General features: G+C 64.1%; 22 protein-coding genes and 1 pseudogene. 8 read left to right on the top strand and 15 right to left on the bottom strand.

Features of this window, described 5'->3' with window-relative positions:
- Positions 1-3: 3 nt before the first annotated feature.
- The 3 genes from ilvA (at position 4) to OKC44_RS16815 (ending at position 4,155) form a co-directional block, all read left to right on the top strand.
- Positions 4-1,524: a threonine ammonia-lyase, biosynthetic gene (gene ilvA / locus OKC44_RS16825; RefSeq protein ID WP_011707857.1), complete on the top strand. Its 1,521-nt coding sequence runs from the start codon at positions 4-6 to the stop codon at positions 1,522-1,524.
- A gap of 247 nt (positions 1,525-1,771) precedes the next feature.
- On the top strand, positions 1,772-2,878 hold the full coding sequence (ompA, locus tag OKC44_RS16820; RefSeq protein ID WP_270814224.1) for a porin OmpA: 1,107 nt from the start codon (positions 1,772-1,774) through the stop codon (positions 2,876-2,878).
- Positions 2,879-3,030: 152 nt separating this feature from the next.
- On the top strand, positions 3,031-4,155 hold the full coding sequence (locus tag OKC44_RS16815; RefSeq protein ID WP_270814219.1) for a hypothetical protein: 1,125 nt from the start codon (positions 3,031-3,033) through the stop codon (positions 4,153-4,155).
- 79 nt (positions 4,156-4,234) lie between these two features.
- On the opposite strand, the gene priA is transcribed toward OKC44_RS16815, so the two are convergent.
- Positions 4,235-6,442 carry a primosomal protein N' gene (priA, locus tag OKC44_RS16810; protein ID WP_270814217.1) on the bottom strand — a complete coding sequence of 736 codons (2,208 nt, stop codon included), beginning with the start codon at positions 6,440-6,442 and terminating at the stop codon, positions 4,235-4,237.
- Between the two features lie 147 nt (positions 6,443-6,589).
- On the opposite strand from priA, the gene rpmE reads away from it, so the two are divergent.
- The 3 genes from rpmE (at position 6,590) to OKC44_RS16795 (ending at position 9,844) form a co-directional block, all read left to right on the top strand.
- The gene (rpmE, locus tag OKC44_RS16805) at positions 6,590-6,805 is read left to right on the top strand and encodes a 50S ribosomal protein L31 (protein ID WP_016352348.1); all 216 of its coding nucleotides are present in this window, start codon (positions 6,590-6,592) and stop codon (positions 6,803-6,805) included.
- A gap of 167 nt (positions 6,806-6,972) precedes the next feature.
- On the top strand, positions 6,973-8,406 hold the full coding sequence (locus OKC44_RS16800; protein ID WP_043126011.1) for a DUF2867 domain-containing protein: 1,434 nt from the start codon (positions 6,973-6,975) through the stop codon (positions 8,404-8,406).
- Positions 8,407-8,587: 181 nt separating this feature from the next.
- Positions 8,588-9,844 carry a malic enzyme-like NAD(P)-binding protein gene (locus OKC44_RS16795; RefSeq protein ID WP_270814213.1) on the top strand — a complete coding sequence of 419 codons (1,257 nt, stop codon included), beginning with the start codon at positions 8,588-8,590 and terminating at the stop codon, positions 9,842-9,844.
- Between the two features lie 76 nt (positions 9,845-9,920).
- Here the strand turns inward: OKC44_RS16795 and OKC44_RS16790 are convergent, their stop codons facing one another.
- The 5 genes and pseudogenes from OKC44_RS16790 to trmA form a co-directional block, all read right to left on the bottom strand.
- Positions 9,921-10,103, bottom strand: a complete 183-nt coding sequence (locus tag OKC44_RS16790) for a hypothetical protein (RefSeq protein WP_021138483.1) — start codon at positions 10,101-10,103, stop codon at positions 9,921-9,923.
- A 54-nt stretch (positions 10,104-10,157) separates the two neighbouring features.
- Entirely contained in the window at positions 10,158-11,483 is a 1,326-nt protein-coding gene (gene rstB / locus OKC44_RS16785; RefSeq protein WP_113994441.1) for a two-component system sensor histidine kinase RstB, read from the bottom strand.
- Between the two features lie 37 nt (positions 11,484-11,520).
- Positions 11,521-11,610: pseudogene (locus OKC44_RS16780) on the bottom strand (two-component system response regulator RstA); the annotation flags it as partial.
- Between the two features lie 25 nt (positions 11,611-11,635).
- Positions 11,636-12,346, bottom strand: coding sequence for a two-component system response regulator RstA (rstA, locus tag OKC44_RS16775; RefSeq protein ID WP_044801253.1), 711 nt, complete (start codon positions 12,344-12,346; stop codon positions 11,636-11,638).
- Between the two features lie 149 nt (positions 12,347-12,495).
- Positions 12,496-13,629 carry a tRNA (uridine(54)-C5)-methyltransferase TrmA gene (gene trmA / locus OKC44_RS16770; RefSeq protein WP_270814209.1) on the bottom strand — a complete coding sequence of 378 codons (1,134 nt, stop codon included), beginning with the start codon at positions 13,627-13,629 and terminating at the stop codon, positions 12,496-12,498.
- Between the two features lie 170 nt (positions 13,630-13,799).
- Between trmA and OKC44_RS16765 the strand changes: the two genes are divergently transcribed.
- Positions 13,800-14,942, top strand: a complete 1,143-nt coding sequence (locus OKC44_RS16765) for a DUF5610 domain-containing protein (RefSeq protein WP_045525903.1) — start codon at positions 13,800-13,802, stop codon at positions 14,940-14,942.
- A gap of 87 nt (positions 14,943-15,029) precedes the next feature.
- Positions 15,030-15,563: an ATP--cob(I)alamin adenosyltransferase gene (locus OKC44_RS16760; protein ID WP_270814206.1), complete on the top strand. Its 534-nt coding sequence runs from the start codon at positions 15,030-15,032 to the stop codon at positions 15,561-15,563.
- 111 nt (positions 15,564-15,674) lie between these two features.
- Here OKC44_RS16760 and malZ read toward each other — a convergent pair whose 3' ends face one another.
- The 9 genes from malZ to OKC44_RS16715 all read right to left on the bottom strand — a co-directional run bounded on the left by malZ (position 15,675) and on the right by OKC44_RS16715 (position 23,953).
- On the bottom strand, positions 15,675-17,504 hold the full coding sequence (gene malZ / locus OKC44_RS16755; RefSeq protein WP_270814204.1) for a maltodextrin glucosidase: 1,830 nt from the start codon (positions 17,502-17,504) through the stop codon (positions 15,675-15,677).
- Positions 17,505-17,509: 5 nt separating this feature from the next.
- Positions 17,510-18,358: an HDOD domain-containing protein gene (locus tag OKC44_RS16750; RefSeq protein WP_017409738.1), complete on the bottom strand. Its 849-nt coding sequence runs from the start codon at positions 18,356-18,358 to the stop codon at positions 17,510-17,512.
- A gap of 70 nt (positions 18,359-18,428) precedes the next feature.
- Entirely contained in the window at positions 18,429-18,848 is a 420-nt protein-coding gene (locus tag OKC44_RS16745) for an META domain-containing protein (protein ID WP_043160193.1), read from the bottom strand.
- A 153-nt stretch (positions 18,849-19,001) separates the two neighbouring features.
- On the bottom strand, positions 19,002-20,381 hold the full coding sequence (gene yegD, locus OKC44_RS16740; RefSeq protein ID WP_270814200.1) for a molecular chaperone: 1,380 nt from the start codon (positions 20,379-20,381) through the stop codon (positions 19,002-19,004).
- A 91-nt stretch (positions 20,382-20,472) separates the two neighbouring features.
- On the bottom strand, positions 20,473-21,462 hold the full coding sequence (locus OKC44_RS16735; protein WP_024945568.1) for a 2-hydroxyacid dehydrogenase: 990 nt from the start codon (positions 21,460-21,462) through the stop codon (positions 20,473-20,475).
- A gap of 77 nt (positions 21,463-21,539) precedes the next feature.
- On the bottom strand, positions 21,540-22,019 hold the full coding sequence (locus tag OKC44_RS16730; RefSeq protein ID WP_270814197.1) for a CreA family protein: 480 nt from the start codon (positions 22,017-22,019) through the stop codon (positions 21,540-21,542).
- 21 nt (positions 22,020-22,040) lie between these two features.
- Positions 22,041-22,487, bottom strand: coding sequence for an Mpo1 family 2-hydroxy fatty acid dioxygenase (locus OKC44_RS16725; RefSeq protein WP_252476504.1), 447 nt, complete (start codon positions 22,485-22,487; stop codon positions 22,041-22,043).
- Positions 22,488-22,538: 51 nt separating this feature from the next.
- Positions 22,539-23,396: a hypothetical protein gene (locus OKC44_RS16720; RefSeq protein ID WP_011707800.1), complete on the bottom strand. Its 858-nt coding sequence runs from the start codon at positions 23,394-23,396 to the stop codon at positions 22,539-22,541.
- 170 nt (positions 23,397-23,566) lie between these two features.
- Positions 23,567-23,953 (bottom strand): TraR/DksA family transcriptional regulator, encoded by a 387-nt coding sequence (locus OKC44_RS16715; protein ID WP_010635769.1) that lies wholly within the window; start codon positions 23,951-23,953, stop codon positions 23,567-23,569.
- Positions 23,954-24,322: the final 369 nt, after the last annotated feature.

The following is a 24,322-nucleotide window of genomic DNA, read 5'->3' as shown; positions in this document are numbered from 1 at the left end:
ACCATGGTCTCTGCGGCGGATTATCTACGCAAGGTGCTGCTTTCCCCCGTCTATGAGGCGGCGCGAGTCACCCCCCTGCAAACCCTGAAGAAACTCTCCGAGCGGCTCGGCAATCACGTCAGCCTGAAGCGGGAGGACCTGCAACCGGTCCACTCCTTCAAGCTGCGCGGCGCCTACCACAAGATCGCCACTCTGACCGAGGAGCAGAAGGCGCGCGGCGTCATCGCCGCCTCCGCCGGTAACCACGCGCAGGGGGTCGCCCTGTCGGCCGCCAAGCTCGGCATCAAGGCGATCATCGTGATGCCCAAGACCACGCCGGACATCAAGATTGACGCGGTGCGCCGGCAGGGTGGCAACGTCATGCTGTTTGGCAACAGCTTCGACGAGGCCTACGGCGAGAGCCGCCGCCTTGCCGAGTTGGAGGGCTACACCCTGATCCCGCCGTTTGACGACGTCGAGGTGATCGCCGGCCAGGGCACCATCGGCAAGGAGCTGCTGGAGCAGGATACCCACCTTACCCACGTCTTCGTGCCGGTGGGCGGCGGCGGCCTGGCTGCCGGGGTGGCGGTCTACATCAAGCAGCTGCTGCCGGATGTGAAGGTGATCGGGGTGGAGGCGGAGGGTTCCGCCTGTCTCAAGGCCGCGCTGGCGGCTGGCGAGCCAGTCAATCTGGAGCGAGTCTCGCTGTTTGCGGACGGGGTGGCGGTCAAGCGCATCGGCGAAGAGACCTTCCGCCTCTGCAACCAGTATCTGGACGAAGTGGTGACCGTCTCCAACGACCAGATCTGCGCCGCGCTGAAAGACATCTTCGACGACTGCCGTGCCATCGCCGAGCCGTCGGGGGCTCTCTCGCTGGCGGGCCTCAAGGCCTACAGCGAGCGGGAGCAGGTGAAAGGGGGGCGGATGGCGGCCATTTTGTCCGGTGCCAACGTCAACTTCCACAGCCTGCGCTACGTGTCAGAGCGCTGCGAGATCGGCGAGAAGCGCGAGGGCATGCTGGCGGTGACCATCCCCGAGCGCAAAGGGGCCTTCCTCGACTTCTGCCGTCAGCTGGGGCCCCGCATGGTGACCGAGTTCAACTATCGCTACGCCGATGCCGAGCAGGCGTCGCTGTTCGTCTCGGTGCGCCTCACCGGCGGTGACGAGGAGCTGGGCCAGATCATCGATCAGCTCGGTGGCAACGGCTATCCGGTGGTCAACATGACCGAGAGCGAGCTGGCCAAGAACCACGTGCGTTACATGATTGGCGGCCGCCCGGCCCGGCCCCTCGGTGAACGCCTCTACAGCTTCAAGTTTCCGGAGCAGCCGGGCGCTTTGATGCGCTTTCTGGAGACCCTCGGCTGCCGCTGGAACATCAGCCTGTTCCACTACCGCAACCACGGTGCCGACTATGGCCGGGTGCTCTGTGCCTTCGAGCTGCCGGACGAGGACGTGGCCGCCTTCCACGACTACCTGCACGAGATTGGCTACGGCTGGAAAGAGGTGAGTGACGACCCCGCCTACCGGCTGTTTCTGGCCAGCTAGGTGGGTTGCGAGCAACAAGAGGGAGGCCATCGGCCTCCCTTTTTCATGGCGCTGGCCAGCACATCCGCGGATACCCCCTGCATGGGGCGTTTTCCTGCCGGGAATGCCGGGCGCTTCACACTCTTGAGTCCCAAGTCATTTGAGGCTGGCAACAGATGGGATAACCTGATGGACGGGGCCGGGTTTGCCCCATCAGGGAAGAGAGGCGCAAGAGCGCCCATCACGACTCATTGCAGAGGCTTTCACCATGAACAAATCGATACTTGCCGTGCTGGTCAGCGGCCTGCTCGTCAGCGGGGCCGTGCAGGCTGCCGCTCAGGACAACACCTGGTACGCCGGCGGCAAGGCCGGCTGGTCCAAGTTCTTCGACGTGGATCAGAAGCAGGTCGTCTCCGACACCCTGGGGGCGCTGCAGAACACCAGCACCAGCAAGGATACGCTCGGGCTGGGCGCCTTTGCCGGCTATCAGCTCAACCCCAACCTGGGCTTCGAATTCGGCTATGACTGGTTCGGCAAGTACACCTCGTCCGGCGAATTGAGCGGGGTGAGGGTGGAAGGGGAAGCCAAGAGCCAGATGATCCAGACCACCATGAAGATAGGGTTCCCGGTCAACGATGTGCTGGATCTCTACGGCCGTATCGGCGGCGGTTACGCCTGGACCAACAGCGAACTGTCGGCCCAGACGGCCACCGACTTCATCAAGGATACCGGCAACAAGCATGGCGCCGTGTTCGTCGGGGCGCTGGGGGCCGAATACGCCATCGACCGTGACTGGGCCGCCCGCCTCGAATACCAGTACACCACCCCGCTCGGGGATACCTCCCTCGATCGTGCCGGCATCGAGATGGACAACGGCATGCTGGCGTTTGCCATGCTCTATCGCTTCGGCCAGCAGGGCGGCGAAGTGGCGGCGCCCGCACCGGCCCCGGCTGCGGCGCCTGCTCCCGCCGTGGTGGTGGTGCCCAAGACCTTCAGCCTGAGCTCGGACGTGTTGTTCGAGTTCAACAAGGCGACCCTGAAGCCGGCTGCCAGCCAGGCGCTCGACAACCTGTTCAGCCAGATAGTGGCGGCCAATCCGAAAGACGGGGTGGCGACCGTGATCGGCCACACCGATCGCATCGGCTCCGACGCCTACAACCAGGCGCTCTCCGAGCAGCGCGCCCGCAGCGTCGCCGACTACCTGATCGCCAAGGGACTGTTTGCCGACAAGGTGCGGGTTGAGGGGCGCGGCAAGTCCTCTCCGATCACCGGCAACAACTGCAGCAGCGGCTCCAAACCGGCGCTGATCGCCTGTCTGGCACCGGATCGGCGGGTGGAAGTGCGGCTGGAAGGGGTCTCCCAACCGGCGCAATGACCACGGTGGCAGCATGAACGACAAGGGAGGCCCATGCCTCCCTTTTCATTGCCGCCAGCGGGGGCGGTTATGTGCAGATGCCGATGCCGCAGCCCCCTGATATAGCCAATCGGTGTTAAGCCCCCCTCGGCAACTGGTCGATAACTGACCAGATGTATGGCGCCGAGGGCGAAGATATGCGCATCGATCACTACGACCTCCAGGGGGAGGTGCAATACCAGCAGCAACAGGCGCAGTCCCGCAAGGTGCGCCGGCTCGGCCCCGTGCCGGCTGCCAGCCAGGTGCAGTCCCCTGCCACGGTGCCGGCGGACTCGACGCCTGCGGCTGGCGGTGGCAGCCAGCTCACCTTCACCCGCAGCAGCCTGCTGACGCTGCAGATGGCCAGCCGTACTGCTGCCGGCCCGGTGCCAGCGGCCCCCACACCGGCACCCGCCAAGCCTGCCGAGACCGGCAAGGGCGAACAGGATGGCATTCCCAATGACGGGCTCGACAACCGCCAGCGGCTCATCAAGCTGATGATCGAAGCGATGCTGGGCCACGAGATAGAGTTGCCGGACCCGATCAAACCGGCCGAGCAGAGCGCGGAGGGAGTCCCCGCGCCGACGGGCGAGGGGACTCAGCCCGCCGCCGAGCCGGATCAGCTGGTGGAGGTGACCGACAGCCTGTTGCAAAAAGAGCAGCTCAACGTGGTAGCGGCGGCAAACGTGCAGACCCAGGATGGCCAGACCCTGCAGCTGGATCTCGGTTTTGTGCTGGACTGGCGCCAGCTCGACATCAGTCAGCGTCGCACCACCCTCAATGCCCTCAAGGATCCGCTGGTGCTCAGCCTGGACGGCAAGATAGCCGGCCTGACCGACGCCCGGGTCAATTTCGACATCGATCAGGATGGCAAGGCGGACAGCCTGCCCGGCCTGAGTGAAGGGAGCGGCTTCGTGGCGCTGGATCGCAACGGCAACGGCACCATAGATGACGGCGGCGAGCTGTTCGGGGCCCGCTCCGGCAATGGCTTCGGCGAGCTGGCGACCCTGGATGAGGATGGCAACGGGGTGCTGGACGAGCGGGACAGCCAGTTCTCGGCGCTGCAGTTCTGGCAGCCGGAGCAATCCCCCATCGCTCTGGTGGAGCTGGGGATCGGCGCCATCCTGCTGCATCCCCTCGACACCCCCTTCAACCATCTGGGGGAAAGCGGCAATCATGGGGTACTGCGCCAGTCCGGCCTCTATGTGACCGAACAGGGCAAGGGCGGCTGGGTGCAGCAGGTCGACCTGCGGGTCTGAAATCGGCACCCGCATGGCAAACCCGGTCGCTGACGCCGCGTGCCAGCGGGCGCTTCACCATCAGCGACCAGAGTCTGACTCAGTTCAGCTCGGTGGGGTCGATGTCGAGGCTCCAGCGTACCCGCTTGGTCTCGGGCCATCCCTCCAGCTCCTTCACCGCCCAATCCAGCAGCTGGGCCAGTGGCGCCCGGTTTGGCCCCTGCACCAGCAACTGCATTCGAAACTTGCCCGCCTTGCGCTCCATGAAGCCGCTGATGGGCCCCAGCACCTGAACATGGGGATAGCGGGCGCTGCGCAGGGTATCGGCGAGGCGGCTGAGGAACAGCTGCACCTCGTCACGGCCATTGGCCTCGGCCCGAAACAGCCCCTGATAGCTGAACGGCGGCAACCCCAGCAGGCGACGCTCTTTCAGCGCAGTGTCGGCGAAGTGGCCATAGCCGTTCTGGGTCAGATCCTGCAGCAGGGCGTGCTCGGGATGGTGGCTCTGCAACACCACCAGCCCGGGCTTGCTGGCGCGGCCGGCACGGCCCGCCACCTGGGTGTAGAGCTGGGCCAGCTTCTCGGCGGCGCGAAAATCGGCACTGAACAGGGCGCCATCCACATCCAGCAGCCCCACCAAGGTCACATCCGGGAAGTGGTGGCCCTTGGCCAGCATCTGGGTGCCGATCAGGATCTTGTACTTGCCCGCCTTGATGTCACCGAGGTGGGTCTCCAGCTCCCCCTTGCGACGGGTGTTGTCCCGATCGATACGTACCACCGGATATTGCGGGAACACGGTGCCGAGCAGCTGCTCCAGCTGTTCGGTGCCAACCCCGGAGCCGATGAGCTCGTTGCTGCCACACTCGGGGCAGTGGTGGGGCAGCGGGCGCACGCTGTCGCAGTGGTGGCAGTGCAGCCGTCGCCCGGCCTGATGCCAGGTGTACCAGGCATCGCAGCGTTCGCAGGCGGCGCTCCAGCCGCACTGGTGACAGATCAGGGCCGGAGCATAGCCACGGCGGTTGAGAAACAGCATCACCTGGTTGCCTGCCGCCAGATGCTCTGCCATCAGCTGCTCCAACTGGGGGGAGAGTCCGGCCTGCAGCCGCACATTCTTGATGTCCAGGATCACCTGACGAGCAGTCTGGGCGTTACCGGCGCGGCGAGTGAGCGTGAGGTGGTGATACTTGCCGCTGCGGGCGTTGTGCAATGTCTCCAGCGACGGGGTGGCCGAGCCGAGCAGGATGGGGATGCCGGCGCGATGGGCCCGCATCACCGCCAGATCCCGCGCATGGTAGCGAAAGCCGTCCTGCTGCTTGAAAGAGCCGTCGTGCTCCTCGTCGATGATGATGATGCCGAGGTTGTGAAAGGGGGTGAACACCGCGGAGCGGGTGCCGATCAGGATGGCGGCGCCGCCGTCGCGGCAGGCGAGCCAGGCATCGAGCCGCTCCCGATCGTTCATGGCCGAGTTCATCGCCACCACCGGCACGTTGAAGCGGCGACGGAAGCGGTTGATGGTCTGCGGGGTGAGACCGATCTCCGGCACCATCACCAGTGCCTGCTTGCCCGCCTTGAGCAGGGGCTCGAGGATGCTCAGGTACACCTCGGTCTTGCCGGAGCCGGTGATGCCATCCAGCAGGAAGGCACCAAACTGGTCGCTCTGGCTGGTGACGGCGGAGACCGCCAGCGCCTGTTCGCCGTTGAGGCGCAGCCCCTCACCCGGCTCGAAGCGGGCGACCCAGTCGCCGTCATGGCTCGGCTCCAGCGAACGCTTCTCCAGCAGCCCCTTCTTCTCCAGCGCGGTGAGCGCAGCGCTCGAAATCTCCTCCTGCTTGAGGGCGGAGGGGGTCTGCGGCCCCTTGCGCAGCAGGGCGAGCGCCTGCTGCTGCTTGGCCGCCCGCTTGAGCTCGTTGAGATCGACCGCCATGCCGGCCTCGGTGGCGAACCAGAACTCCAGCTCGCGATAGGCAGCGGGCTCCCCCTTGCGCACCAGCACCGGCAGGGCGTGGGGCAGCACTTCCCCCAGCGGGTGCTGGTAGTAGCTGGCGCTCCAGTTCATCAGCGCCAGAATGTCGGGCCCCAGCACGGGGGCGCCATCAAGCACGCGTTTGATCGGCTTGAGCTTGTTGCGCGGCACCTGGCTGTCGGCCGGGTGATCCACCACCAGCCCGACCAGGGTTTGCGGGCCGAACGGGATCTCGACCCGGCAGCCGGGAGCAGGCAAAGGTAGGGGGGAGAGATAGTCGAAGTGACGGCGTAACGGCACCGGCACAGCCACACGAACCAGATCCAGCGTTTGGGAAGAATTCACCAGAGATTGCCTATTTTTTCTGCGAAGCCACTTGCCTGAACTCAGGCATTTCCTATATTATTCGCAGCCTTTGAAACTGTGTTCAACAATCGTGTGGTGTCCGACAGAAGATCGGATAGCGACACGGCCTGATAATTGAGGTTGTCCATGAAAGCTGGTATCCATCCTGACTACGTAGCCATCACCGCCAAGTGCTCTTGCGGTAACGTCATCAACACCTTCTCTACCCTGGGTAAAGATCTGAACCTGGACGTGTGCTCCGAGTGCCACCCGTTCTATACCGGCAAGCAGAAAGAAGTTTCTAGCGGCGGCCGCGTAGACAAGTTCAACAAGCGTTTCGGTGCGATGACCACCAAGAAGTAATTCTACTTCTGAAGAATTCTGAAAAAGGCGCCCAATGGGCGCCTTTTTTATTGGTCGGCGTTCTGTAACGGCTCGCTTTGCCCTATGGTGGGACTCTCCTTTCTCCCTTCGCGGGAGCAGGGGCGAAGATGAGGGGCGGTAACATGGGCAAGACAGGGAGTGTGCAGATGCGTGATTGTCTGGTGATGGGGGCGGCGGGCTACATAGGTTCTTACCTGGTGCCCCATCTGCAAGAACTGGGTTATCGGGTGATTGCCGGGGCGCGGCGCCCCTGCCGTCTGCCACCCGGGGTGGAGTTTCGCCTTGCCGACAGCCTCAAGCCGATCACATTGCTGCCCGCCCTGGCCGGCATCGACACCGTCTTCTATCTGGTGCACGCCATGGGGGCGGGGGCCGATTTCCACCGGCTGGAGCAGCAGGGGGTGAAGAACTTCGCCGCCGCCGCCCGCGCCGCGGGGGTGCGTCGCATCATCTATCTGGGCGCCATCCAGCCGGCGCAGTGCAACAGCCGTCACCTCAACTCCCGCCGTTATTGCGGTGAGCTGTTTCGAGGCGCCGGTGTGCCGACGGTGGAGCTGCGCGCCGGCATCATAGTGGGGCCCGGCTCAGCGGCGTTTGAGGTGATGCGGGATCTGGTGTTCAACCTGCCGATGATGGTGACGCCCAAGTGGGTGCGCTCGCGTACGCCGCCCATTGCGCTCTCCAACCTGCTGCACTACTTGGGCGGGCTGGTGGAGGCCGACGGGGTGGACGGCCAGATCTTCAACGCCGCCGGCCCCGAGCTGCTCAGCTATCAGCAGCAGTTGCAGAAGTTCGCCGCCCACATCGGCAAGCGCTGCCCCATCATCCCGCTGCCGTTTCTCAGCCCGCGCCTCTCCGCCTGGTGGCTGCAGTTTGTCACCTCGGTGCCGCAGCCGGTGGCCAAGGCGCTGGTGGGTGGTCTCAAGCACGACATCCCGGCCGACGACGGCCCGCTGCGGGCCCTGCTGCCACAAACCCTGCTCAGCTTCGACGAGGCGCTGGCCGAGAGCCTCTCTCTGGAGCAGCAGCTGGGCGCCGAGCAGCAGGGGGAGGAGACCCCGCTCGGCCTGCGCTGGCGCCACCCCGAGTACGGCTTCTATGACCGCACCGCCAGCGGCGATGCCATCTGCCTCGCCTCGCCCGAGGTGGTGTGGCAGGTGCTGCAGCAGCTGGGGGGTGAGCAGCGCTACTTCTACATGAACCAGCTGTGGGTGGTGCGCGAATGGATGGATCACCTGATCGGCGGCCCGGCGCTGACCCGTGGTCGCACCAACCCTGATCGCTTCGTGAAGGGGGACATGCTGGACTCCTGGCAGATCCTCGGAGTGGACGAGGGGCGCAGGCTGGATCTGCTGTTCAACATGCGGGCCCCCGGCGTGGGCCGGCTGGAGTTCAACATACTGCCGGAGGAGTCGGGGCTGACCCGGCTCAAGGTGACGGCCCACTGGCATCCACAGGGGGCCTGGGGGCTGGCCTACTGGCTCGCCATGCTGCCGTTTCATCTCTTCATCTTCCAGGGGATGACGGAGGCCATCGCCAGGCAGGCGGAGGCGAAAGCGGGCATCCCTGTGATGGGGTGAAACCATATCTATAACTAAATGGGTATTCGTGGTTGGCATGACATGCTAATTACTGGCTTGTCAGTGGCTGGGTGACGATACTTTCCTCTGTGAAAGCCCGATGGTTTTCTTTATGATCCCCAGCCCTCGCCAGTGGGCGAGCCAATGCACCACTCAATTCACTACCGTATCGGGGTCCCCCATGTCCGATCAGCGTCACGATCTTCGTCAACAAGCACTCGATTACCACGCCCAGCCCGTGCCGGGCAAAATCGCCATCGCCCTCACCAAGCCGGCCGAGACCGCCCGCGATCTGGCGCTGGCCTACAGCCCGGGCGTTGCCGAGCCGGTGCGCGAGATCGCCGCCAACCCGGCCGATGCCTACCGCTACACCGGCAAGGGCAACCTGGTGGCCGTCATCTCCAACGGCACCGCCATTCTGGGACTGGGCAATCTGGGGCCGCTGGCCTCCAAGCCGGTGATGGAGGGCAAGGCCCTGCTGTTCAAGCGCTTTGCCGGCATCGACGCCATCGACATCGAAGTGAAGCACGAGACCAGCGCGCAGTTCATCGACACCGTTGCTGCCATCGCCGACACCTTCGGCGGCATCAACCTGGAAGACATCAAGGCCCCCGAGTGCTTCGAGATCGAGCAGGCACTGATCGAGCGCTGCGACATCCCGGTGTTCCACGATGATCAACACGGTACCGCCATCGTCACCGCCGCCGGCCTGCTCAACGCGCTGGAAGTGCAGGGCAAGCAGATTGGCGACAGCCGCATCGTCTGCATGGGCGCCGGGGCTGCCGCCACCGCCTGCATGGAGCTGCTGATCAAGTGTGGCGCCAAGCCCCACAACATCTTCATGCTGGATCGTCAGGGCGTCATCCACAGCGGTCGCACCGATCTGAACCAGTACAAGCAGCGCTTCGCCAACGACACTCCCCTGCGCACCCTGATGGAGGTGATCGACGGGGCGGATGTATTCGTCGGTGTCTCCGGCCCGGATGTGCTGCCCGCCGAGGCGGTGGCGCTGATGGCGCCCAACCCGGTGATCTTCGCCTGCTCCAACCCGGATCCCGAGATCAAGCCGGCGCTGGCTCACGCAGTGCGCGGTGACCTCATCATGGGCACAGGTCGTTCCGACTACCCGAACCAGATCAACAACGTGCTCTGCTTCCCCTTCATCTTCCGCGGCGCCCTCGACGCCCGTGCCAGCCGCATCAACGATGCCATGAAGATCGCGGCGGTCGAGGCGATCCGTGGTCTGGCCAAAGAGCCGGTACCGGCCGAGGTGCTGACCGCCGCCGGCGCCAGCGAGCTGGCCTTCGGCAAGGACTACGTCATTCCCAAGCCGATGGATGCCCGTCTGCTGCCGCGCGTCGCCCGTGCCGTGGCGCTGGCGGCGGTGGCCTCCGGGGTGGCCCGCATCGCCCTGCCGGCGGACTACATGCTGGGCTGAGCCAGGGCAAGCGCGCAGAAAACAGAAGGGGCCCCATGTCGGGGCCCCTTTTCATTACGGGAAGCTTGTTGGTCGATTACTTGGTCTTGGGAGCAACCTTGACGGCCGGCGCCTTGGCGTGGGTAGCCTTGTGGTGTTTTTTCACGACCTTGGTCTGGGTAGCCTGGGGAGCGGCAGCCTTGGTCGGGGTGGCAGCCATGGTGAAGCCGGAGGTCAGGGCGAAGACAGCAGCCAGGCTCAGGGGGATCAGCTTGTTCATATTCCAGTTCCTCATTCGGGTTGATGACATGGAGCGTTTCTCCATGACTTCATCCTAGGGCTGTTCGACCTGCGGTTCAGTGAGTGACTGGTGACGGTTTGTATCCAAATGTACAGGCAGCATCAGGCAGAAACGGGCACCGCTGCTGCTCGGTAGCAGTTGCACCTCGCCGCCGTGGTGGCGGGCGATGCTGCGTACGATGGCCAGCCCCAGCCCGGCGCCGCCGGTGCGTCGGTCGCGGCTCTGATCCAGCCGCACGAAGGGCTCGAAGATCTGCGGTGCCAGCGCGGGATCGATGCCGGCGCCGTCGTCGGCCACCTCCAGCAGATAGTGATCCTGCTGACGCGCCATGCTGAGGGTCACCCGGCCGGCGGCGTGGCGCAGGGCGTTGCCGATGAGGTTCTCCAGCGCTCGATCCAGCAGGCGAGTATCGCCGCGCCAGGGCAGGGCCATGGCCGGGCGCACGAAGTCGAGCCGCTTGTCCGGCCGCAGAGCCTGCCAGTCGGCGAGGCGGCTGCCGGCCCAGCTGCCGAGCTCCAGCTCGCTGCACTGCAGCGGCAGCTCGGGGCGATCGAGCCTGGCGTAGGTGAGCATCTCCTCGATGAGGGCGTCCAGCGCGCCGAGATCCCGCTCTAGCCCCTGTTGCTCCTCGGCCGAGGGCGCCGGATCCAGCATGGCGAGCCGGTAGCGAAGCCGCACCAGCGGGGTGCGCAGCTCGTGGGCGATGGCGTCGGTCAGCTGCTTGCGGCTGGCCAGCATGGCCTGCAGCTGCTCGGTCATCTGGTCGAAGGTGCGACCGACCCGGCCCAGGCTGCTGCCGGGTGGCAAACGGGTGCGGCAGGAGAGATCGCCGTCGCCGACCCGGCGGGCGGTCTGTTCGAGCTGTTGCAGGCCGCGCCAGTGCGGGCGTAGCCAGAGCAGGATCGGCAGCCCCAGCGAGAGACCGATGACCAGCAGCAGCCCCACGTCGACCCAGTGCAGCTCGTGCAGGTAGGAGAGATAGGGCACGGGGCCGACGATCAACACCTGATCGGTGCCCGGAATGCGCTGCAGGAAGGTGTCATCCTCCTCGACGATGACGATGTTGCCGGCCTCCAGGAAGGCCTGATCCTCGTTGGCCAGCGGCTGGTTGGCGAGGGCGCCGATCTGCAGCGGCAGGGTGAGCTGGCGGCTCTGCTCGGCCATGCGGGCGGGCCAGTGCTCCGGCGGCAAGCGGGCCAGCTCGCCGGTGAGTAGGCCGAGGGAGCCCTGCATCATCCGCTCCAGATAGCGATCTCCCGCCCGCTCGGCGGTGACCTGATAGACCATGCCGACCAGCAGGATGGCCAGGGTGAAACAGCCGATCAGCAGCAGATAGAACTGGATAAACAGGCGGCGCATGGGTGTGCTCTCCCGAGGTCAGTGGCGGATGGCCCTATTATTCCCAGGCGTGGGGCACCAGCAGGTAGCCTTTTTGGCGCACCGTCTTGATGCGGATCGGGTTGCTGGTGTCATTCCCGGGCTTCTGGTGTGCAGGCGTGTGAGACATCAGCTCATTCCCAAGCCTGAGGCACCAGCAGGTAGCCCTTCTGGCGTACTGTCTTGATGCGGGTCGGGTTGCTGGTGTCGTCCCCCAGCTTGCGGCGCAGGCGGGAGATGGCCACGTCCATGCTGCGATCCTGGCCGTCGTAGTCGCGACCGCGCAGGCTGCGAAACAGCGCCTCCCGCCCCAGGATCTGGCCGGCGTGGCAGGCCAGCTCCCACAGGAGATCGAAATCGGCGGTAGAGAGCGGAATGCTGTCGCCGTCGAGGCGCACGTCCCGGCCCGGGCCGTCGATCTGCAACCGGCCGAACTGCAGGCGCTGGGGCGGCGTGCTGGCGACCACGGGTTGTGGGACCTGTTGCCCCTGCTGGCGGAACTGGACCCGCAGCCGGGCCAGCAGCACGGGGGGTGGCGTGGTCTTGAGGATGTAGTCGTTGGCGCCCAGCTCCAGGCTCAGGATCTGGTTCATGTCGCTGTCCAGCGAGGTGAGCATGACGATAGGGCCGGCGAAGCGCGGGCGCAGATCCCGGCACAGGGAGAGACCATCCTGACCCGGCAGCATGATGTCGAGCAGCACCAGGTCCGGCTGCTCGGCCTCGACCCTGGCGAGCGCCAGATCGCCCCTCGGCTCCAGCAGCACTTCCATGTCGTGGCGGGCCAGCCAGCTGCTGATGAGCTGGCCTATCTCGGGATCATCTTCAACAAAAAGAATGCGTTGCATGGTGGCATGACACCCAGACTGTGGCGCGGATGCGCGTGCCGCCAGCATAGCGGCTCCGGCCGCCCCATGCACATGGTTAAATAATCAAACAGGGCCCGCGAGCCCTGTCTTGTTTTGCTGGTCTGGCTGGGAATTATGCCCCGGCGGCATCAACCCGTCTTGCGCTTGAGATAGACGCCGGCTTCCATATGGTGAGTCCAGGGGAATTGGTCGAACAGGGCGAAGCGGGCGATCTCGTGGGTGTCGCCGAGCACCGCCATGTTGGCCTGCAGGGTCTCTGGGTTGCAGGAGATGTAGAGAATGTTGTCGTAATCCTGCACCAGCTTGACGGTGGCGTCATCGAGGCCGGCCCGGGGCGGGTCGACGAAGATGGTGTTGCACTGGTAGGCGCCCAGATCCACCCCCTTGAGACGGTTGAACTCCCGCTCGCCGCGCATCGCCATGGTGAACTCCTCGGCCGACATGCGCAGGATGATCAGGTTGTCGACGCCGTTGGCGGCGATGTTGAACTGGGCGGAGTCCACGCTCGGCTTGGCGATCTCGGTGGCCAGCACCTTGCGGAAGTTCTGCGCCAGGGCGATGGAGAAGTTGCCGTTGCCGCAGTAGAGCTCCAGCAGGTCGCCCTCGCTCCCCTTGGTCACGTCCAGCGCCCAGCCCAGCATCTGTTCGTTGATGGCGGCGTTGGGCTGGGTGAAGCTGTTTTCCACCTGCTTGTAGACCAGCTCGCGGCCCTGCACATTCAACCGCTCGATGACGAACTCCTCCCCCAGGCAGATCTTCTGCTTGTGGGCACGGCCAATCAGCTGCAGCTCGAATCCCTTGGCCCGCAGGTCGGCCTGCAGCGCTTCGGCGGCCTGCTGCCACTCGCTCTCCAGCTTGCGATGGTAGAGCAGGCTGACGCAGATCTGGCCGGACTGGGTGGAGAGGTAGTCGATCTGGAACAGCTTGCGGCGCAGCACGGGGTGCGGGCGCAGCCCTTCCAGCAGCACCGGCATCAGCTGGTTGATGAGGCGGCTGGCAGTGGGGAACTGATCGACCCGGATGATCTCCTTGGTGGCCGGCGCATACATGCAGTGGTACAAGTCATCACCGTCGTGCCAGATGCGAAACTCGGCGCGCATCCGGTAGTGTTCGGCGGGGGAGGCGTGCACTTCCAGCGCAGGCAGGGTGAAGTCGGCAAACAACCCGCAGAGGCGCTCGCGCTTCTCGTCGAGCTGGGCCTGGTAATCGGCCGGGGTTCGAAGGGGCGCCGGGTCGGCGGAAACCTGCTGGGATTGGGTCATGATTTACCTCACATGCACACCGGTCTGGCCGGGTCGAAATCGGGGGAAGCCTGCAGCCACCCAAAGGGGCCCGATTTTAAAAGGCCGCCGCAGATTGTCCAGTATTTTGTGGTCAAGAAGTGTGCAGTCAGGCCGATAGCTGATCTACAGGCATGGTGGGAGGACACATTATGCAGATCGACGGAGTGGGCGCGGCCCAACCCAAGGGAGTGGGTGTTGCTCCCAAATCGCCCCAGCAGGCGGACTCGAAGCCGGTAAACAACGAGGACGAAGTCTCGTTGCACAAGGCGCCGAAATGGGCGCAGGTGCTGGTGCAGCAGGCGCTGCAGTTCGCGCTGGAGATCAATGGTCAGGGTTACAAGGCGCCCAAGGCGCAGGATCAGCCGGAGGCGGTGACCCCGGATACCCTGTTCGACTTTCAGTCGGTGGCCGACAACGTGCTGCAGTTCGTCACCGGCCGGCTGGGGGCTGCCCGGGCCGACGGCAAGTCGGATGACAGCCTGACCGGCATGATGGAGCAGGCTCGCAAGGGGGTGGACAAGGGCTTTGGCGACGCCAGGAAGCAGCTCGGCGACTGGGCGGACAATTCCGACATCAAGACCGGCATGGATCAGAGCTACAAGCTGATCCAGGAGGGGCTCGATCAGTTCGAGAAGGAGTTCTTCGGCAAGGTCTCCACCACCGACATGGGGCAGGCCGAAATGGCCAGTCGCCAGCAGGGTTCGCTGGAGATCCAGACCAAGGATGGCGACAAGGTGGTGCTGCGCTTCAACGACAGCTGGCAGACCAAGTCCCAGAAGGATGACAGCGGCAGCCAGTTCAGCCTCAAGTCGAGCCAGAGCTTCAGCTTCTCGCTGGAGGGCAACCTGAGCAGCGAGGAGATGGACTCCATCGGCAAGCTGGTCAAGGGGATCGACGATCTGGCCGGCAACTTCTTCTCCGGCAATTTCGACGACCTGTTGAAGAAGGCGGGCGAACTGAAGCTGGATGACAGCCAGCTGGCCTCCTATTCGCTCAAGCTCAAGCAGAGTCTCAAGCTGAGCCAGACCTATCAGGGGGCGCACTCCCTGCAGGAGATGCTCAAGCCGCTGGCCGACTACCTGCCCAAGCTGGATCAGGTGCAGCAGCAGGCGGATGCCCTGCTGCCGGCGTCCCAGCAGCAGGCGCTGACGCCGGCGGTGCTGGCGGCCCGTGGCCAGAGCGATCCGGCCCAGGTGGGCAGTTTCACCAGCTTCAACCAGCGGATGCTGGATGCGCTGCGGATGATCGGCCAGTTCCAGCCGGCGACGGATGCCAGCAGCAAGAGCGTCTGAACGGTTTCGAATCGAGGACCATGACCGGCCGTTTGCCAGCTCCTGCGGGGGCTGGCAAACTGGCCTTTTTCCCGATCCGGCCAGCCCATGAACCCGAAAAAGCCCAGAGACAAGCGCGAGCTTTGCTACCCCTTCATCTTCGAAACCCAGTTCCAGTGTGACTACGAGATCGCCACCGATGAGCTCTGCTGCCAGGTGGGCGCCGTGTTGTCACACCTGGCTCCGGATGCCGAGATTGCGCCCATGCTGGCGGATCTTGCGGCGTTGCAGCGGCTTATCTACAACCTCAACGGCTCGGTGCGCGGCAGGCTCGGCCTCTTCGAGGAGGATCTGGCATGGCTGAAGGGGCGTTACGATCACTACAACGAGGCGAGCCGCGGCCGGGTCACCGGTTTCGTGCTGCCGCAAGGGCCGCAGCCGATCCCGACCCTGCATCTGTGCCGCTGCGGCAGCAAGAAGGTAGTGCGGCTGCTGGTGCGACTGGAAGAGAGCGGGGTGCGCTTCGACCCCATCCTCTATCGGTTCGCCAACCTGCTGGCCAACTTCTTCTTCGTGCTGACCGTCTACCTCAAACAGCTGTGGCAGGTGGACGAGGTGCCCTACGTCAGCATCAACTACTGATGCTCAGCCGGGCTTGCTGGCGGTCTGCACAAGGCCACTGTAGGCCAGCTGTGGCGCATAAAATAATCGGAGCCTGTGGCTCCGGTTTTTTTATTGGCGAGATAACGTCAATCAGCTGGAGAGCAGCACTCTGGCCGAGTTGGCGGGGATGGTGAGCTGCACCTCGCCCTGTACCACTTCGAATTTGTCGCCGTTGAAGGCATCGGTGAAGCGGCTGGCGGGGCTCGCGGTCTGCCACAGGGGCAGGCTGATGGTGCGCGGCTCGCTGGGGTGACGGTTGCAGGCTACCACCACCTGATCGCTTTGCAGGGTGCGGGCAAACACATAGCTGTGCGGGCCGGCATAGAGGGTCTGGATGTCGCCGCGGCGCAGAGCCGGGCGCTGCCGGCGGATCTGGATCAACCGGCGGTAGTGGTCGTGCAGCACGTGATCCCAGGCGGTGGTCTCCCACGGGAAGCAGCGGCGGCAGTCCGGGTCATTGCCGCCAGAGAGCCCCACTTCATCGCCGTAGTAGATGGACGGCACGCCGATATAGGTGAGCAACAGGGTGGCCGCGAGCCGCATCCGCTGCTTGTCCTCCCCCAGCAGGTGAAGGAAGCGGGCAGTATCGTGGCTGTCCAGCAGGTTGAACTGGGCCAGCTGGTTCTTGAACGGAATGTGGGCCCGCGCCAGCTTGAGCCAGCGATCCAGCTCTTCGGCGCTGATCTTGATGGGGTGGTAGGCGATGTCCTGGCCCGCCAGGAAGGCGCGAATAGGGTGGGCGAAGCCGTAGTAGTTCATGGCGCCGTCCTCCTGATCCCCCTGCAGCCACTGGCTGGCCTCGAAGAAGTGCTCGCCCAGCACATAGGCGTCCGGGTTCTCCTGCTTCACCGCGCCGCGAATAGCGCGTACGTGGCCGCGGTTGCCCTCGGCAGTGCCACGCTCCCCCAGCATGTGGATGACGTCGAAGCGCCAGCCATCGATCTGGTAGGGGGCGCGCATCCAGTAGCGCAGAATGGCGTTGTCTGCCCGATAAACGGCGTCCTGCACCTGTTCGCTGGAGAAGTCGAGCTTGGGCAGGCTGCGGATGCCCTTCCAGCTGACGTAATCCCCGTCGTTGTCAAAGGTGTAGAAGCTGCGCCACGGTGAGTCCGGGTTGCGCTGGGCGCCCAGCGGCGGGCAGAACCAGGGGTGCTCGGTCGAGGTGTGGTTGACCACCGCATCCAGGATGATCTTCATGCCGCGCTGGTGCAGGTTGCGAGTCAGCTCGGCAAACTGGGCGTTGCTGCCGAGGTGCGCATCCACCTTGAAGTAGTCCTGAGTGTCGTACTTGTGGTTGCTCGGCGAGTCGAAGATGGGGTTGAGATAGAGCGCCGTCACCCCGAGGGATTGCAGGTAGTGCAGCTTGGCATCGATGCCCGCCAGGTCGCCACCGTAGAATTCACAGGCGCCATGGCCCTCTTCGTGGCGGCTGACCGGCTCGCCCCACGCCTTGCTGATCACCGCCTTGCCGCGGTACTCGTACTCGTGATGCTTGACGCTGAGCGACGGATCGCCGTTGCAGAAGCGATCGGGGAAAATCTGGTAGAACACCTGGTCCTGCACCCAGGCCGGTGGCTGGTGCAGGCTGTTGAAGCGAAAATGCTGTTCGCGCGGTGGCATGGCGGCACTGACGCCGGCCCCGTGCAGCCACCACTGCTCCTCATCGGTGATGCACTTGAAGCAGTAGAGGTGAATGTCCTGCCCCTTGATGAGCGGCAGGGTCGCCTGCCATACCTGCAGCCGGTCGCGGGTGGAGACCGCCGTCATCGGGATCAGGTACTCCTCGTTGTCCGGCTCGTGGCGCAGCCACACCTCGCGGATCGGGGCATCCAGCTCGCTGAACAGGGTCAGTTGCAGGGCATCGGCGCTCTCTTTGAACCAGGGCGCCACCTGGGGATGAAACAGAAATGGATGGGTCATGATGCTTATTGAGTCAGAAGATCGGCGAGGGCATTGCCCTGTTCATGCAAGGTTTCGAGCTGGCCGGCGAGCGACTTGGGATCCAGCCCCAGCTGGTCGGCCAGTGGCTTGGGGAAGCGGGCGATGATGGCCTGGGCAGGCACTCCCGCGTTCCAGGCGAAGGAGATGAAGACCGCCAGACGGATCAGCACCGCCTCCTTGCTGACCGGGTCGTGGGAGAGGGGATCCAGCTGCTGGGAGATTGCATCGACGAAGGCCTCGGAGAGGTTCCAGCGCCGTGCCAGCTCGGCGCCGAGCTGGGCGTAGTCGTAGCCCAGCATCTCGCGCTGGGCCTCGACCCGGCTGCTCCCCTTCTGGATCGCCAGACTGATGAGCTCCGCCTCTTCCGGCAAGGTGCTCTGGATCAGCAGCTCGCCAATGTTGTGGATGAGGGCGCAGGTAAAAGCGGTCTCGGGGTCGAGCACCTTGGCCTCCTGGGCCAGGGTCTTGGCGATGGTGGCGACCTGGAAGGTCTCGGTCCAGAACTTGTTCTTGTCGAAGCTGGGAGGCGCCTTGAAGCTGCCGATGATGCCGGAGGCGACCACCACAGAGCGCAGCCGGTTGAAACCGAGGCGGATGACCGCCTGTTCGATGGAGGTGACTTCGTTGCCACGACGCAGGGCGGCCGAGTTGGCCATTCGCAGCACCTTGACGCTGATCACCTGGTCCATGGCGATCTTGGCCGCGATCTCGTCGATGCGGGCATTTTCATCGCTGAAGCTCTGCATCAACTCATGCAGCAGTTGCGGGATAGTGGGGAGTTGTTTGATCTTGTCAAACAGACGGTCCATCGACATGGCTGAGGCAGCCTCCATTGCGAGCACTGCCTCATATTGTGCCACAGGCGGGGCACATGTTCCTGTTTGTGATGCCGGTTTGTGAGCCCTAGAGCACCCAGTCGCGCAGGGTGTATTCCAAACGATGCCGTTTGCCCTGCAGGATCAGGGTCTGGGTGGTGCCATCCAAGGTGGCACCTTCGGTGAGGGTGGTCAGCACCGCCTGCTCCACGGCATCGAGCGGGGCCAGACAGGCCATCTCGGTGCTGCCCAGACTGGTCACCCAGAACTTGTTCCCCTCGAGGTGGCCCTGCCCGAAGTAGCGGTTGCAACCGGCGATGCCGTTGACGGTGAAGTGCTCACCTATCTCGAAATCGGGCGGATTGTCTTGCGGCGCGGCAACGGGCTGGCCATCCAGCTTGTCGAGCACCCAGTGGTGGTGCTGCAGGTCTTGCGAGGCGAAGCGGGGAGTACTGCTGCAGGCGCTGAGCAGAAGCAGGGCGAGCAGCAGTAGCAAGAATCTGGGCATGAAAGGGCTCCGGTAGTGGGAGTGACAAGCATACCCTCTGTGCGCGCCCTCAGGCAGGGCGAGGGGGAGGGCCCCCGACTGCTTCTGTCGCCCTGTGGGTGGGGCCTGTGTCGTTAAATGGCAACACAGCCCCCATGCCTGGCTGCAGTTGGGTCAGATCGGGGTGGGTTGACCGCTGCCAAACAGCCGCTCGGCGTAACGGGCCAGACCGGAGGCGACCGAGCCGAAGTCATCACCCCCTTCCAGCGGCACCTGGGGCAGCTTCTGGCGGATGAAGGCCTGGATCAGCGGGGAGCGGGCGCTGCCGCCGGTGATGAAGACCCGATCCGGCTGCACGCCGGCGGCGGCGATGGCTTCATCCATCAGCTCGCCAATTTTCTCCAGCAGCAGGGCAGAGGCATTGGCCAGCTGTTCGCGGGTCAGCTCCGCCTCCAGCCCTTTTTCCAGCTCGCTCAGCGATTGGTGATTGGACTCCTGCGTCGAGAGGGCGATCTTGCCCTGCTCGGCACGCCACACCAGCTGGTGGCTCAGCTTGTGGGCGCGCAGGCTGGCGAGGCGGCCCAGCTTGCTGCCGGGCTGGCTGTCGAGCTGCAGATCCTGCAGCTGGCGGGCGGTATCCAGGCTGTAGAAGCGGCTCTGGGCGCTGACGTCGTTGATGGCGGCGGCGTCCCAGAACAGCGGGTGGGGCAGCGGTTTGCCGGTCTTGAGGGTCTCGTGCATGCCGAGTAGCGGCATCATGCCCTCCACCGTCAGCCGGATGTCGAAGTCGTTGCCGCCGATGCGCTGGCCGCTGTGGCCGAGCAGATCGCCGTCGCGATCGAGCCGGTCGCGGTGGCTTGGGCCCATCCGCAGCACCGAGCAGTCGGTGGTACCGCCGCCGATGTCCACCACCAGCACCACCGTATCTTCGGTCAAGCGGGCCTCGAATTCGAAGCCGGCCGCCACCGGCTCATAGAGAAATTCCACCTGTTCGAACCCGGCGAGGCGGGCCGCCTCGCTCAGGATGGCGATGGCCTGACGATTGCTCTCTTCCCCCGCCAGCCCCTGGAAGTTGACCGGGCGGCCGACCACGGCGCGGCGGATCGGCGCGCCGAGCTGCTGCTCTGCCTCGCGCCGCACGTGCAGCATCATGGCGCAGACGATGTCTTCGAACAGGGCGATATGCGGTGCCTTGAGGCCGTAGGCGCCGAGGAAGGATTTCGGCGACTTGAGGTAGTAGCCGTCGTCCGGCTCTTCCAGATAGCGCTCCAGCGCCGCGGCGCCAAAGCTGAGCTCGTCGATCAGCCCCTCTTCGCGCATCTGGCGGCGTACCGCCTGGGCCCGGGTCACCACGGGGCCGCGCAGTTTGAGGTACTCGCTCTGCTGGGCGGGGGCCAGCCCTTCGGCCAGCAGGCCGGCGATGGCATCCCGGTGAGGCGCGTGCAGGGTGGAGGGAAGGTAGTGGGCACCGCTCAGGTTCAGCAGCCTGGGGCTGCCTTGTTCCATCACGGCGACGGCACAGTTGGAGGTACCGTAATCAAATCCGATAAACATGGGCAGCCAGACTCCTGAGCAAAAAAGGGCTGGTAGCCTACCCGAAGGCGCCGGGTCTCACAACCCGGCGCCTCGCTTATTGCGCGGTGGTTTACTCCACCTCGTTGTCGCAGCGCCCCTGGCTGTCGATGGCGCGGATGTTGCTGAGGGTGGTGTCGGCGATGGCGTGCAGCGCCTCGCGGGTCAGGAAGGCCTGGTGACCGGTGAACAGCACGTTGTGGCAGGCCGACAGGCGGCGGAACACGTCATCGGTGATCACCTCGTTGGACTTGTCGGCGAAGAAGAGATCTTCTTCTTCCTCGTAGACGTCCAGCCCCAGCGCGCCGATGCGGGCGGTCTTGAGCGCCTCGATGGCGGCGTTGGAGTCAAGCAGGCCGCCCCGGCTGGTGTTGATGATCATCACCCCGTCCTTCATCTTGGCGAACGCCTCCTTGTTCAGCAGGTGGTAGTTCTCCTTGAACAGCGGGCAGTGCAGGCTGATGACGTCGGACTGGCGGAACAGGGTATCGAGATCCACGTACTCGGCACCGAGATCGATGGCCGCCTGGTTTGGATAGGGATCGCTCACCAGCAGGCGCATGCCGAAGCCCTTGAGGATGCGCAGGGTGGCGATGCCGATCTTGCCGGTACCGATGATGCCGGCGGTGCGACCGTGCATGTTGAAGCCGACCAGCCCCTCCAGCGAGAAGTTGGCGTCACGGGTGCGCTGATAGGCTTTGTGGATGCGACGGTTGAGGGTCATCATCAGGCCCACCGCGTGTTCGGCGACCGCTTCCGGGGAGTAGGCGGGCACTCGCACTACCTTCAGCCCCAGCTCCTTGGCGGCGGCCAGATCCACGTTGTTGTAGCCGGCGCAGCGCAGGGCGATCACCTTGGTGCCATTGGTGGCCAGCTCGGTCAGCACCTCGCGGTCGGCATCGTCGTTGACGAACAGGCACACCACGGGGAAGCCGTGGGCCAGCCGGGCAGTCTTGGCCTCCAGCCGCACGTCGAAGAACTCCAGTTCATAACCGTACTGGCTGTTGGCCTGATTGAAGTGCTCTTTGTCGTAGCTCTTGGTACTGAAAACGGCGACTCTCATGGTGCGCTCTCCGCAGATAATGATGTAGTTAAATTACAACAAATATGGGTCGTCATCACGGGATAAATGGTGGGGGGTCAGCCCCACGGCATGATGGGCACGGCGCTGACCGCACTCTTGTAAGAACCATCTACCAGCTTGGTGCTGTAAGTCAGATAGACCAGCGCGTTGCGCTTCTGATCGTAAAAGCGCACCACTTTCTGCTCCTTGAACACCAGCGAGGTGCTGACGTCGAACACCTCTTCCCCTGCCTTCAGCTTGGCGGGCAGGGTGATGGGGCCAATCTGGTAGCACGAGAGGGAGGCGTGGGAGGGATCTTCCGCCAGCCCGAGCCCGCCCTTGACGCCGCCGGTCTTGGGGCGCGCCAGGTAGCAGGCGACACCGTCGATGCGGGGATCGTCGAACGCCTCCACCAGGATCTTGTGGTTGGGGCCAAACAGCTTGAAGGCGGTGCTCACCTCGCCGACCGGGTCGGCCTTGTCGGCCTGCGCCGGGCCGGCAATCAGTGCGCCCAGCAGCAGCGGCAGGGCGCGAGCAAGGATCTGAGAATGTCTCATGGTCTCTCCTGTTGGCTTCCCTCAGTAGGGAATGCCCAAACGACGATAGAGGCTGGCCAGCACCCAGGCGGGGCCGATCAGCAAAAACTGCAGGTCGGCGAGGAAGGAGGGGCGCTTGCCCTCGATCTTGTGACCGACGAACTGGGCTATCCAGAGCAGCACGAACCCGGCCAGCGCCGGCCACAGCAAGGGGCCTTGCCAGCTGTGGCAAATGACCAGCCCCAGTGCGGTCAGCAGCGTCATGCCCACAAACAGCGCAAACGACAGCCGCAGGTAGAAGGCCAGCACCGGGATGGCGACCAGCGCGGCCCAGTTGAGCGACGGCGGCAGCGGCCCGGCCGGCAGGCACCAGAACAGGGCCAACGAGCAGAGATAGATACCGGGCACCGCCAGCTTGTGGATCGCCACATTGACCGGGTGCCGGTGGCTCTGGCCGTACAGTTCAAACCACTCCTCGATTCCCTTCATGGCACCTCCCTGGCGCGCTGTGGGTGCCACCCCGGTTGAGGTGGCCGACTCTTATCCCTGCGGGGGATACTCCCAATATTGGGCCGGAATGGATTTTAGCAACGGTGTCATGTCGGGATTGGGCAGGGAGATGGTGACCCGCCGTTCGAGATTGGCGCTGGCCAGGGCCTCGCGGATCTTGGGGTTCTCCCGGAAGAATTTCATGAAGCTGCCGTCGGCATAGGCCCGCTCAAGCCCGGTCTGGATCGCCTTGGCCAGCTTGGGGGATTCCGGGCTGACGAAGAAGAACTCGGCGAAGGGGTAGCGGATCAGCAGGTGCTGATCGATGACCAGGTTGGGATATTGCGCCACCAGCTCGCTGCGCTCGGCAAAGATCTCCACCAGATTGCGCGGGAAGAAGTCCAGCTTGTCGCCGTCGTTGATCAGCCGAAACAGGTTGCTGTAGCGCCCCGAATAGGTGGGGATGCCGGCGTTCTCGAGGATCTTGTTGTCGGCCCAGCCCACCCCTTGCGCCGCCTTCAGTTTCTTGAGGTCGGCCAGCGAGTTGATCTGGTTGAACTTCTCCTGGGCATCGGCGTGGATGAAGGAGAGCCGCAGCCCTTCCAGACCGCGAAACAGCGGGATTGGCACGGCGATGAGCGAGGATTCGAGGGCGCTGGAGGTACCCATCCAGAACACATTGATGGTTTGGCCCTTGCTCAGCTGTTGCTGCAGGCTGTACTGGTTGAGGTTGAGTTCGACCTGCTTGATGCGAAACGGCTGGCCGGCATGGGTCAGCGCCAGTTCCAGCAGCTTGAGTTGGTACTCTTTGTCGAGGTCGTTGATCGGCCGGCTGGGAACCTTGACCGTGAGGGTCTGTGCTTGTGCCAGCAACGGCAGACACAAGCACAGTTTGAGGAACCATTTCACTCTCTGCTCTCCTGTAGATTCCGGGCTTGCCCGGAGTCTAACAGAACTTGTCACTCTCTTGCTGCGTAGCCGTGATCCGCCAGGGTGAGCAGCCTGGTGTCCTCATTGTCACCTGCATGCCCACCCCGCTGGCGACGCTCGCCGAGCGAATGTGAGCAGGCAGCGAGGCGTCAGGCGACGCGACGATACACGTGGGTATCGTTGAACTCCTTGGTGCTCTGGCATTCAACGCAGAAGCGGGACTCGGGACGAGCCTGCAGCCGCTTGAGGGAGATCTCGTCACCGCAGGATTCGCAGTAACCGAAATCCCCTTCGCTGATGCGCTTGAGGGCACCACGCAGCTTGCGCAGATGCAGCTTGTCATGCTCGATGCGGTTCAGCTCCAGACGACGGGCTTCCTCGATGCTGGCACGGTCAATTTCATCAGCCATCTCGTTGGTATCGGTGGCGATGGCCTGGCTGGCCTGGGAGTTGAGGCGATCTTCGAGTTCGAGGATCTGGCGCTCGATCTGTCCCTTGTAAAAGGCCAGTTGGTCTTCAGTCATGAAATCACACATACGATTTACTACCAGTCAGTTTACTAACCCAATTATCCCTGTTTATGGGGGCTGTCTGCCTGCAGACCAAGCCCTGTGTCCTGAATTTGCACCAAATCCAAGCAGGAGAGTGCAAATCAGGGCGGGCCTTGTACCAAAAAAATGCAGGCATGCAAAGCAAAGAGGACAAGTATTGTGCGCCCTTGCAAAAAAATGACCCGATTCAGACAGGGTCTGACTGAGAACATGGGGGATCCTGCACGCTTGTTGGCACCGGGCTTGCAGTGAGTCGTTATCACGCCAGGGTGTTTAGTATTTGTCCCCGCGATGGTCATTATATGCGCCGTTATTTATAGTTTTTTAAACACCACCGCTTGACATTGCCCCTGA

This window comes from Aeromonas sp. S41-2, assembly GCF_027705845.1.
Lineage (GTDB): Bacteria > Pseudomonadota > Gammaproteobacteria > Enterobacterales > Aeromonadaceae > Aeromonas > Aeromonas hydrophila.
The sequence above is the reverse complement of the archived record's forward strand: the minus strand, read 5'-3'. Positions and strand labels throughout refer to the sequence as shown.